Source organism: Streptomyces fragilis (assembly GCF_003112515.1).
Lineage (GTDB): Bacteria > Actinomycetota > Actinomycetes > Streptomycetales > Streptomycetaceae > Streptomyces > Streptomyces fragilis.
The window spans coordinates 84901-95836 of sequence record NZ_BEVZ01000006.1; the positions used below are offsets into that span (position 1 = coordinate 84901).

Annotated in this window: 9 protein-coding genes, 1 pseudogene and 1 riboswitch; of the genes and pseudogenes, 4 read left to right on the plus strand and 6 right to left on the minus strand. The window is 74.1% G+C overall.

Annotated elements, in window-relative coordinates; all coding sequences use genetic code 11:
- Window positions 1-159: 159 nt before the first annotated feature.
- Both Sfr03f_RS31720 and Sfr03f_RS21170 read right to left on the minus strand, forming a co-directional pair.
- A pseudogene (locus Sfr03f_RS31720) lies at window positions 160-300 on the minus strand (NAD(P)-binding protein); the annotation flags it as partial.
- A 249-nt stretch (window positions 301-549) separates the two neighbouring features.
- Window positions 550-1293, minus strand: coding sequence for a metallophosphoesterase (locus Sfr03f_RS21170; RefSeq protein WP_108955573.1), 744 nt, complete (start codon window positions 1291-1293; stop codon window positions 550-552).
- A 239-nt stretch (window positions 1294-1532) separates the two neighbouring features.
- Here Sfr03f_RS21170 and Sfr03f_RS21175 point away from each other — a divergent pair, with 239 nt between their 5' ends.
- Window positions 1533-2147, plus strand: coding sequence for a CGNR zinc finger domain-containing protein (locus Sfr03f_RS21175; protein WP_108955574.1), 615 nt, complete (start codon window positions 1533-1535; stop codon window positions 2145-2147).
- A 31-nt stretch (window positions 2148-2178) separates the two neighbouring features.
- On the opposite strand, the gene Sfr03f_RS21180 is transcribed toward Sfr03f_RS21175, so the two are convergent.
- The gene (locus Sfr03f_RS21180; RefSeq protein ID WP_108955575.1) at window positions 2179-4584 is read right to left on the minus strand and encodes an excinuclease ABC subunit UvrA; all 2406 of its coding nucleotides are present in this window, start codon (window positions 4582-4584) and stop codon (window positions 2179-2181) included.
- 275 nt (window positions 4585-4859) lie between these two features.
- Here Sfr03f_RS21180 and Sfr03f_RS21185 point away from each other — a divergent pair, with 275 nt between their 5' ends.
- Entirely contained in the window at window positions 4860-5288 is a 429-nt protein-coding gene (locus Sfr03f_RS21185; RefSeq protein WP_174721640.1) for a phage holin family protein, read from the plus strand.
- The gene (locus Sfr03f_RS21190) at window positions 5285-5731 is read left to right on the plus strand and encodes a DUF3618 domain-containing protein (protein WP_108955576.1); all 447 of its coding nucleotides are present in this window, start codon (window positions 5285-5287) and stop codon (window positions 5729-5731) included. The genes Sfr03f_RS21185 and Sfr03f_RS21190 overlap by 4 nt, the downstream gene beginning before the upstream one ends.
- Window positions 5732-5884: 153 nt before the next feature.
- Here the strand turns inward: Sfr03f_RS21190 and Sfr03f_RS21195 are convergent, their stop codons facing one another.
- The 3 genes from Sfr03f_RS21195 to Sfr03f_RS21205 all read right to left on the minus strand — a co-directional run bounded on the left by Sfr03f_RS21195 (window position 5885) and on the right by Sfr03f_RS21205 (window position 8931).
- Window positions 5885-7429 carry an AMP-binding protein gene (locus Sfr03f_RS21195; RefSeq protein WP_108955577.1) on the minus strand — a complete coding sequence of 515 codons (1545 nt, stop codon included), beginning with the start codon at window positions 7427-7429 and terminating at the stop codon, window positions 5885-5887.
- On the minus strand, window positions 7404-8216 hold the full coding sequence (locus tag Sfr03f_RS21200; RefSeq protein ID WP_108955578.1) for a crotonase/enoyl-CoA hydratase family protein: 813 nt from the start codon (window positions 8214-8216) through the stop codon (window positions 7404-7406). The genes Sfr03f_RS21195 and Sfr03f_RS21200 overlap by 26 nt, the downstream gene beginning before the upstream one ends.
- A gap of 88 nt (window positions 8217-8304) precedes the next feature.
- On the minus strand, window positions 8305-8931 hold the full coding sequence (locus Sfr03f_RS21205; RefSeq protein WP_108955579.1) for a histidine phosphatase family protein: 627 nt from the start codon (window positions 8929-8931) through the stop codon (window positions 8305-8307).
- Between the two features lie 298 nt (window positions 8932-9229).
- Here Sfr03f_RS21205 and Sfr03f_RS21210 point away from each other — a divergent pair, with 298 nt between their 5' ends.
- Window positions 9230-10627, plus strand: a complete 1398-nt coding sequence (locus tag Sfr03f_RS21210) for a condensation domain-containing protein (protein ID WP_174721624.1) — start codon at window positions 9230-9232, stop codon at window positions 10625-10627.
- Between the two features lie 161 nt (window positions 10628-10788).
- Window positions 10789-10904: riboswitch (cobalamin riboswitch) on the plus strand.
- The last annotated feature ends 32 nt before the right edge of the window (window positions 10905-10936 follow it).

Genomic DNA, 10936 nt, shown 5'->3' on the forward strand with positions numbered 1-10936 from the left:
CAGTGAGCCGCCGCCGAGCCCGCTGGAGACGACCCCTTCGAGACCGCGGAAGGACCACAGGTCGAACAGGCCGTGCAGGCCCTCGCTGGGGTCCCAGAAGTTGCGGGACATCGCGGCGGGCGAGCGCGCGAAGCTGCCGGGCGGGTACGGCTTGCCCCGCTCCAGCAGCACCACCGACCGTCCGGCCTCGGCCAGGCGGTGTGCTGCGACGGACCCTCCGAAGCCCGAGCCGACCACCACGGCGTCGGTCGTCTCCGTGGGGGTGGGCGGGCGCTGGGCGGAGCGGTTGTGGCTGGCCATCGGATCTCCCGGCCTCCGGCTTCGTCCCCCTGTTCTCCATCGTCGTGCGGCCGGGAGGCGCACGCAACGGCAGCCGAGCCGTCGGCCGGGGGCCGGTTTCCCGGGTCAACGGGCCGGACACGCACCGTGCTTGGGCGGGTCCGGTGCGGAGCGGCCGCCCGGGGGGGCGCAGGCGCGGATCCCTTCCGAACGGGCCGCCGAGCGCAGGCGCGGATCCCTTCCGAACGGGCCGCCGACGGTGCCCGCCGGTCAGACGACGACGCGGTAGTGGGTGGTCAGACGGCCGTCGTCGTCCAGGAGGTGGTAGGCGATGCCCGGCGGCTGGTCGCGGTCGGCGGGGGCGTCGCCCTCCCACGGGAGGCGGAGGGTCCAGGTGACGGCCGGGCCGACGATCAGCGGGCGGCCGGCGAAGGTGGAGGCGGCCGCCGTGTGCGCGTGGCCGGTGAGGACGGCGACCACGGCCGGGTGCGCGTCCAGCAGGGCCGCGAGGTCCTGGGGCCGCTGGAGCCTGCAGGAGTCGGGCAGCGGGTGGTGCAGGTCCACCGGCGGCTGGTGGAAGGCGAGGAGCGCCGGGACGCCCGCGGGCAGGGCGGTGAGCTGCGCGTCCGCCCACTCGAGGGTCTCGGCGTCCAGGAGGCCCTCGTCACGGCCTGGGACGGTCGCGTCGATCATCAGGACGGCGGCGCCGGCGACGCGGTGGGCGCGGTTGACGGGGCCGTCGGAGGGCTCCTCGCCGAGCAGGGCCTTGCGGTAGGCCGGGCGGGCGTCGTGGTTGCCGGGGCAGGTGAGGACGGGGAACGGGACCCGAAGGACGCGGGCGGCCTCCTCGTACTCCGCCTCGGTGCCGTGGTCGGCGATGTCACCGGTGACCAGGAGCGCGTCGACCGGACGGGGCAGTGACCGCAGGTGCTCCATCACGCGTTCGGCGCGCCGGGTGGCGCGCTCACTGCCGTCCAGGTGTAGGTCGCTGATCTGTGCGAGCAGCACCGTCATCCCTTGCGCCTCCTTCGGCGGTCCGACCGCCGGTCGCCGGCCGGGGCACCCTGCCCCGGCCCGTCGCAATTCCGCAATTCCGCACTTCCGCACATCCGCACATCCGCACATCCGCACATCCGCGCCAACGGGCGGGCGGACCAGCGGACTAACGGAAAAACTCTCGTTTTCCGTTGGAGACAGTAGGGTGCACCCGGGGGCGTCGGCAAGCGGCCGGTGCCACGACGGAGGGAGGCCTGATGGAGCGGCGGTTGGTGCTGGAACTGGCGAGCACGATCCGCCACGACGGGAGCGGCGGCGTGGCGGACGATCTCGCCACGGCGGAGGGCGCCACGCAGTGGCTCCGCGCGTGCGCGGACCTGCTCGCCGCGGACCTGACGGACGGTCCGGAAGTGGTGGACGATGCCTTGCGGGGGGAGATCGTCGGGGTGCGGCGTGCGGTCCGGGCCCTCTTCGCCCGGGCGGTCGCTCCCGGCCCGCCGAGTTCCGCCGACTCCGCGCGCCTGATGCCGTTCGACGAGGCGCTGGACCGGCTCAACGCGGCCGCCTCGCGTGCGGCGGTGGTGCCGCGGCTCGAGTGGCCGGCGGCGGGCGCGCCGGCCGTCCGCACGGTGCCCGCGCAGGACGATCCCGCCGCGCGGCTGGTGGCGGCACTGGCCCGCGACGCGATCGGCTTCCTGGCGGGGCCGCAGCGCGAACTGCTGCGGGCCTGCGCCGCGCCGCGCTGCGTGCGGTATTTCGTCAAGGGCCACGGCCGGCAGGAGTGGTGCGGCACCTCCTGCGGGAACCGCGCCCGGGCGGCCCGCCACTACCGGCGTCACCGCGGGGAGCCGGACGGCCCCGCCCCGTCCTGAGGCGCGGGCGGGGCCGTCCGGGCGGCGGGGGTCAGCCGGCGGTGTAGGCGGCCAGGTGCTCGGCGGTGACGGTCGTGCCGGAGGCGACCAGGTCGGCGGGGGTTCCTTCGAAGACGACGCGGCCGCCTTCGCGGCCCGCGCCCGGGCCGAGGTCGACGATCCAGTCCGCGTGCGCCATCACCGCGAGGTGGTGCTCGACGACGACCACGGACTTGCCCGAGTCCACCAGCCTGTCCAGCAGGGTGAGGAGCTGTCCGACGTCGGCGAGGTGGAGGCCGGTGGTCGGTTCGTCGAGGACGTAGACGCCTCCCGGGTCGCCCATGTGCGTGGCCAGCTTCAGGCGCTGGCGTTCGCCGCCGGAGAGGGTCGTCAGGGGCTGGCCCAGGGTGAGGTAGCCGAGGCCGACCTCCTCGAGGCGGGTGAGGACGCGGTGCGCGGCGGGCGTGCGGGCCTCACCGGTGCCGAAGAACTCCAGCGCCCGGGACACCGGCATCGCGAGGACCTCGCTGATGTCGCGGCCACCGAGGCGGTATTCGAGGACGGCCGGCTGGAAGCGCTTGCCCTCGCAGTCCTCGCAGGGCGTGGCGACTCCCGCCATCATGGCCAGGTCGGTGTAGATGACGCCTGCGCCGTTGCAGGCCGGGCAGGCGCCCTCGGAGTTGGCGCTGAAGAGGGCGGGCTTGACGCCGTTGGCCTTGGCGAAGGCCTTGCGGATCGGCTCCAGGAGACCGGTGTAGGTGGCCGGGTTGCTGCGCCGGGAGCCGCGGATCGCGCCCTGGCCGACGAGGACCACGCCGGCCTCGGCGGCGAGCGGGCTGCCCACCAGGGAGCCGTGCACCAGGGAGCTCTTGCCGGAGCCGGCGACCCCGGTGACCACGACGAGGACGCCGAGCGGGATGTCGACGTCCACGTCCCTGAGGTTGTGGGTGTGCGCGCCGCGGATCTCGAGCTGCCCCGTGGGGGTGCGCACCTTCTCCTTGAGGGCGGTGCGGTCCTCCAGGTGACGCCCGGTCACGGTGGACGAGGTGCGCAGGCCCTGCACGGTGCCCTCGAAGCAGACGGTGCCGCCCTCGGTGCCGGCGCCCGGGCCGAGGTCGACGACGTGGTCGGCGATCGCGATCGTCTGCGGCTTGTGCTCGACGACCAGCACCGTGTTGCCCTTGTCGCGCAGCCGCAGCAGCAGGTTGTTGACCCGCCGGATGTCGTGCGGGTGCAGGCCGACGGTGGGCTCGTCGAAGACGTAGGTGACGTCGGTGAGGCTGGAGCCGAGGTGGCGGATCATCTTGACCCGCTGGGCCTCGCCGCCCGACAGGCTGCCGGTGGGGCGCTCCAGGGCGAGGTAGCCGAGGCCGATCTCGACGAAGGAGTCGAGGACGCCGCGCAGGGCGGTGAGCAGCGGGGCCACCGAGGGCTCGTCGAGCTCGCGGATCCAGGCGGCGAGTTCGCCGATCTCCATGGAGCAGAGGTCGGCGATGTTGCGTCCGCGGATGCGCGAGGAGCGCGCCCCCTCGTTGAGGCGGGTGCCGTCGCAGTCGGGGCAGGTGACGAAGGTGACGGCCCGGTCGACGAACTCGCGGATGTGGGGCTGCATCGCGTCGCGGTCCTTGGAGAGGATCGACTTGCGCAGCTTGGGGATGAGCCCCTCGTAGGTGAGGTTGGCGCCTTCGACCTTGACCTTGACGGGCTCGTGGTGGAGGAAGTCCTCCATCTCCTTCTCGGTGAAGTCGCGGATGGGCTTGTCGGGGTCGAGGAAGCCGGACGCGGCGTAGGTCCTGACCGTCCACCAGCTGTCGGACTTCCAGCCGGGGATGGTGAAGGCGCCCTCGCTGATCGACTTGCTGTCGTCGTACAGCTGGGTGAGGTCGATGTCCGAGACGGAGCCCCGGCCCTCGCAGCGCGGGCACATGCCGCCCGCCCGGGAGAAGGTCTGCTTCACCGTCTTCTGGTTGCCGCGCTCGACGGTGATCGCGCCGCTGGCCCGCACGGAGGGCGTGTTGAACGAGAAGGCGTTGGGCGGGCCGATGTGGGGGTCGCCGAGACGGCTGAACAGGATGCGCAGCAGGGCGTTGACGTCGGTGACGGTGCCGACGGTGGAGCGGGGGTCGGCCGCGATGCGCTCCTGGTCGACGACGATGGCCGTGGTCAGGCCTTCGAGGACGTCGACGTCGGGCCGGGCGAGGGTCGGCATGAACCCCTGGACGAAGGCGCTGTAGGTCTCGTTGATCAGGCGCTGGGATTCGGCGGCGACGGTTTCGAACACCAGGGAGCTCTTGCCGGAGCCGGAGACGCCGGTGAAGACCGTGAGGCGGCGCTTGGGGATGTCGACGCTGACGTCGCGGAGGTTGTTGACGCGGGCGCCGTGCACGCGGATCACGTCGTGCCCGGCCGGGGCCGGCAGGACTCTGCCGTCCGTGGTCGTGGTCCCGGCTTCGCTCATGACGTCCTCCAACGTGGCGGGGAAGGGCTGCTCCGGCGGCTGTGCAGGGGCGGTCGGCGTCCGGGTGTCCCGCGAGGTCGCGGACGCCTCGGCCCAAGATCGGCCACGCCGGCAACACTAGACGCCCGCACCGACAACGCGGGGTCTTTCCCCGGCCTGGTCCGGCCTGCCCTGAATCGGCTCCTTCGGGGTATTCGCGTGTTCGGACGACGGGCGGTGCGCCGCTCGTCGTCATGGACAACGAGCGAGGACGGGAGGTGATCGTCGTGTCGACCATGCAGCAACCCCCTGCCGGCGGCGGCCGCAGCGGTGCACACGGCGCCGACGAGCCGGTGAGCGAGTTGGTGCAGCGCGCGTCGCAGCAGCTGACGGAGCTGGTACGCGGCGAGATGAAGCTGGCCCAGGCGGAGATGAAGGAGAAGGGCAGGCGCTACGGCAAGGGCGGCGGACTGTTCGGTGGCGCCGGGCTGGTCGGCTTCCTGATGCTGCAGGCCCTGGTGGCCACCGTGATCGCCGGACTGGCGGTGGCGCTGCCGGTGTGGGCCGCGGCGCTGATCGTCACCGTGGTGCTGGGCGCGATCGCCGCGGCGATGGCCCTGAGCGGCAGGAAGCAGATCAAGGAAGGCGCACCGCCGACGCCCGAGCAGACGGTGCGGAGCGTGAAGGCCGACGTGGCCGAGATCAAGGAGAGCGTGAAGCGATGACCCAGCCGAACGACGAGTCCACCACCGCCGGCACCGAGGATCTGCGTGAGCGGGTCGAGGAGACCCGTCAGGAGCTCGGGAAGACGATCGAGGCGCTGGCCGGCAAGGCGGACGTCAAGGCCCGCGCCCGGGAGAAGGCCGCCGAGGTCAAGGGGCAGGCCGCCACCGGGTTCGGCAGGTTGCGGGCCAAGGCCGCCCGGACGGCGTCCCGGGCGCAGGAGCGGATCCCCGCCCCGGTGAAGGAGAAGGCCGCGTCCGCGGCCGGGCAGGTGCGGGCCACGGCGGCGCAGGCCACCGGTGTGCTGCAGGAGAAGGCGCCCGAGCCGGTGCGGCAGAAGGCGCAGCAGGGAGCCCGGGCGGCGCGGGACCACCGCGCTCTGCTGCTGACGGCGGCCGGTGTGGTCGTCCTGGTGTGGCTGGCCCGCCGCCGCTCGAAGGGGTGAGCGGCAGAGGGCGTCGGACGCCGGCCGGACCGTGGTCCGGCCGGCGTCCGACGTGTGACGGGGGTGCCGGCGCGGCTGTGCCCGCCGGCGCCCCCGTGGCCGTTTCGGTCGTCGTCCGGCCCCTCCGGCCCGTGCGGGACCGGCCGCGGGGACTCACTTCTCGACGGTGAGTTCCCCGCGCAGCCGTTTGCGGTTGATCTTGCCGACGACGGTCTTCGGCAGGCCGTCGCGGAAGAGGATCCTGCGCGGCTTCTTGTACGCCGCGATGCGGGCGGCCACGTGGTCGGCGAGCTCCTCGCGCAGCGTGTCGTCCGGGGTGACGTCCTGGGCGGGAACGATCACGGCGGTCACCGTCTCGATCCAGCGGGGGTCGGGGGTGCCGACGACGGCGACCTCGCGGACCGCCGGGTGGCCGAGCAGGGCGTCCTCCACCTCGCGCGGGTACACGTTGAAGCCGCCGCTGACGATCATGTCGGAGGTACGGTCCTTCAGGTACAGGAAGCCCTGGTCGTCCAGGACGCCGACGTCGCGGGTGTGCACCCAGCCGTCGCGGAAGGTCTGCGCGGTGAGGTCCGGCGCGTCGAAGTAGCCCGCGCAGGCGGAGGGTCCGCGGACGACGATCTCGCCCGGCTCCCCCGGGGCGACCGGCCGGCCGTCCTCCCCGAGGAGCCTCAGTTCGACGTCGACGGCGAGTCGGCCGCAGGCGGCCAGGCGCTCCCCGGTGTGGTCCTCCGGCCGCAGGACGGCGATGCACAGTGGGACCTCGGTCTGCCCGTAGTACTGCCAGAAGCGCTCCTGCCCCCAGACGCCCATGACGCGCTCGATGACGGGGCGCGGCATCGGGGAGGCCCCGTAGATGACCTGCCGCAGGGTGGAGACGTCGGTGGTGGCGAAGTCCGGGTGCTCGGACAGCATCTGGATCATGGTCGGGACGAGGTTGATCGCGGTGACCCCGTGACGGGGTATCGCTTCGAGGAAGGGTCCGGGGGCGAACCCGGGGAGCACGACGGTGCGGCCGCCGCGGAGCCACAGCGGCAGGACGAACACGCCGCCGGCGTGGTTGAGCCCGGCGGCGTGGAGCATGACGTCGTCGCGGGTGGCCGGGAGCATGTTGAGCAGCACGTTGCGGCAGACGGCGGCGAAGGAAGCCTGGGTGTGCCGGGCCGCCTTGAGGGTGCCGGTGGTGCCGGAGGTGAAGAGGGTGAGGATCACGTCGTCGGGCCGGGCCGGGACGTCCGGGAGGGTGTCGGGCGCCCGGTCGGCGAGGTCGAGGAGGGTCGGCGCCGTGACGCCGGGGCCCGGATCGAGGGGAAGGAAGGACACCTCGGGCAGGGCGGCGGCCAGTTCGCGGGCGCGGTCGCCGAGGGCGGCGGCGTGGACGACGAGTTCGCAGCCGGTGGTGGCGAGCATCGTGACGTGTTCGGCCGCCGACAGGCGGGAGTTGAGGGGGACGCGGTCGATGCCCGCCTTCACGCAGGCGAAGTCCAGCGGGACGCTGAGCAGGCAGTTGTCGAGCAGGAGGCCCACGCGGTCGCGGTGGCCGGCGCCCTGTCCGGCCAGGGCGTGGGCGAGCCGGTTGCTGAGGCGGTCGACCTCGTCGTAGGTGAGCTCCTCGTCGCCGAAGACGACGGCGACCCGGTCGGCGTGCTCGCGTGCCCCCCGGATGATCAGTTCACGTGCGGTGGGACCGGTGCTCATGTCGGGTCTCCTCCCCCGGGAAACGGCCGTGCCGGCCGGCGCCGGCGACGAAACGGGCGGCGCCGGTCACGCCTTCGTGTTCCACGACCGGGGCTCCCGCCGCGCCTTCCGCCCGCAGCGCGTCGGCGAGCGGCAGGTCGAGGCCCGCGTACACGGAGGCCCGGTCGGTCAGCATGCAGCGGGACGGGAACGCGGCGATGGTCCGGGCGAGTTCACGGGCCACCGCGACGGCTTCGCCCGGCGCGGTCAGACGGTTGGCGAGGCCCATGGCGTAGGCCTCCTCGGCGGCGACGGGGCGGCCGGTCAGGATCAGGTCGAGGGCGCGGCCGAGGCCGACGATCCGGGGCAGGCGGACGGTGCCGCCGTCGATCAGGGGCACGCCCCAGCGCCGGCAGAACACCCCCATGACGGCGTCCTGTTCCACCACGCGCAGGTCGGCCAGCAGGGCCAGTTCGAGGCCGCCCGCCACCGCGTGCCCGGCGACGGCGGCGATCAGCGGCTTGGCCAGGTGCGCCCGGGTGGGGCCCATGGGTCCGGGCGCGGCGCCGTCCGGGGTGAGCAGGTTGCGCCGGTCGGGGTCGCCCACCGCGGTGAGGTCGGCGCCCGCGCAGAAGGTGCCGCCCGCCCCGGCGAGGACCGCGACCCGGAGCGCGGGGTCCGCCTCGAACGCCTCGAAGGCGGCGAGGAGCCGCTCGGCCATGGCCCGGTCGACCGCGTTGCGTCGCTCGGGGCGGTCCAGCCAGATGGTCGCCACGGCGCCGTCGGTCTCCGTGCGCACGTCGGTCATGGCCGCCCTTCGGTCCGCGGGTCGGGCGAACGGAGCAATCCTCGCGCCGTGTGCCGCCCGCGTCCAGAGGGCCCGGGTCACCGGCAGGTCAGACGTGCAGCTCGGGCGGCAGGCCGGGCCGGCGCAGCTCGTCGGGCAGGTGGCGGGTGTCGTTGTACACGAGGAGGGCGGGGGGTCGCTGCGGGCTGTAACGGATCACGGTCAGGCCCGCGTTGGCGTGGTGGAGGCCGATCCACCGGCCGGGCGGGGCGTCCAGGGCGTGACGGACGAGCCAGCCGACGAGGAAGTTGTGGGTGACCACGAGGTCGTGGCGCGGGGTGTCCTGGGCCACCGGGCCGGTGAAGCGGTCGACGGCCTCACGGGCGAGCCGCGGTCCGTCCTCGCGCTCGGCGGCCGGGAAGCCCCGGAGGAAGGTGAGGATGCGGTCGGCCGACGCGGGGTGGAGTTCCTCCCGCGCCGGGACGTGCGGCACGTAGTCGCCGGCCGGCGGGCAGGCGTGCGCGCTCACGCCGCCTTCCAGGCGTGCCGTGATCAGGGCGGCCGTCCCGGTGGCCCGGGGCAGGGGCCCGTGGTGCACGGCGGCGAACGGAACACCCCGCAGGCGCTCCCCCGGGAGGGCTGCCTGGCGGCGTCCGCGCTCGGTCAGCGAGGTCTCGTCGGCGGTGGCCTCCGCGTGCCGGACGAGGTGGAGGAAGCGGTCGGAGGAGGTGGACACGTGGTGACTCCCAGGTCGTCGGTTCGGCGGGCACCCACCTCGAACTTCCCTCGTTGGAGCGGCTTTTGACGGCGCTGGGGACGGACGCGCCACCGCGGGCCGCGGTTGCGCCCGTGGCCGGACCCGTTTCCTCGCTCTCGGCCGCCTCGTTGGGCATGCGTCGAAGAAGCCCGGGCGGACGAGGCTTCGGAGGCGGCCGGCGGGGACGAGGGCTCGTGTCCGCCGTCGGGAGCCGGGCCGGTGAACGGGCCGACGCGAGGTTCCGCCTTCTCCGCCCCCTACGAAGGGAGACGCCCCGGTGCGAGTGACCGACATTCAGCGGTGCGACGTGCGCCCCGGACTGCTCGTCGAGTGGACGCTCAGTCCGGACACCGTCGCGGCGGCCGCCGGCCTGCCGGAGGACTCCCGGCCGCCCGCTTACGTGCAGGAGTCGCACATCAGGACGGCGCGGTCGGTGCGGGAGGACGGCCTGTTCGTGCCGACCTGGGTCGGCGCGGCGTTCGACGTCCCCGGCGCGGTCGATCTGGACGCGCTGCAACGGGCGCTGCACGACTGGACCCTGCGGCACGAGACGCTGCGCAGCGGCTTCCGCTGGGACCAGGGGGTGATGCGGCGGTTCACGCTCGGGGCCGGGGCGGTGCGGCTGCGCCGTGAGGTGGTGGGCGCCTTCGAGGACGCGCAGCGGCTCGTCACGCACCTGCAGGACCGGTTCGACGTCGCCGCGGACGCCCTGGACTGGCCGAACTTCCTCTACGCGGCGGTGGTCCGGCCGGACTGCACCAGTGTGTACATGGCCTTCGACCACAGCAACGTGGACGCCTACTCCCTGCACCGGATCCCGGCCGAGGTCCACGAGTTCTACGCGGCGGCCGTCGAGGGGCGGACGGTGGCGCAGCCTCCGGCGGGCAGCTACGTGGACTTCTGCGAGGCCGAGCGGGCGGACGCGGACCGGGTGGACGACAGCCACGAGATCGTGGCGCGGTGGCGGGATTTCGTCTCGCGGTGCGACGGGCAGCTGCCCAACTTCCCCGTCGACCTGGGCCTGGACGCCGTGGAGGGCAAGCTGCCGACGCAGAAGCTGCTGCAGGACTCGCTGGTCGGGGCCCGGGAGGCGGCCGGGTTCGAGGCGTACTGCCGACCGTTCGGCGGCAGCCTGGTGGGCGTGCTGGCCGCGACGGCGGTGCTGGTGCGGGAGATCGCGGGCACCTCGGTGTACCGGACGGTGGTGCCGTTCCACACGCGGGCGCAGTCGCGGTGGCAGGACTCCGTGGGCTGGTACGTGGGCGGGGTGCCGATCGAGGTCGACCTCTCCGACGGGGCCGGGTTCGAGGAGGCGCTGCGGCGGGTGCGTGCGGCGCTGCGGGAGAACCGGAGGCTGGCGCGGATGCCGATCGCCCGGGTGCTGCGGCTGCTGGGCGCGGAGTTCCGGCCGCGCTCGCCCGACCTGTACTCGATCGTGTCGTTCGTCGACGGCCGCGGGGTGCCGGGCTCGGAGCGGTGGGACGAGCTGCACGCGTACGGGCTGCTGCGGGTGTCGTACGGGGACCAGGTGTGCGTGTGGGTCAGCCGGGTGCACGAGGGGCTGCAGTTCGCCGCGCGGTATCCGGACACCGGGCCGGCGCTGCGGAGCATGGAGCGGTACCTGGAGGGGCTGCGGGAGACCGTCTCACGGGTGGCGCGCGCGGGCGGCGCGTAGGGCGGGCGGAGCGAGGCCGAGCGGGCGGCCTGTAGGGCGGGCGGCGGGCCGGGCGACCGGGGCCGCGGGCGGTGCGACGGAGGCCGCGGTGGCGTGGGCGGGGGGGCCGCGGGCGCCGTGGTCGGGGGCCCTGGTGCGCGGCGGGCCGGTCCCCGGATAGGGTGAGGGCCACTTCTCGTGGTGCAGGAACCCGGTGCGATTCCGGGGCGGTTCCGCCACTGTGACGTTCCCCGGTTCGGGGACGCAGCCAGACACTGGCCACGGGTCGTCCGACCGTCGTACGGGGCGAGAACCCCGAGGGAGGATCAC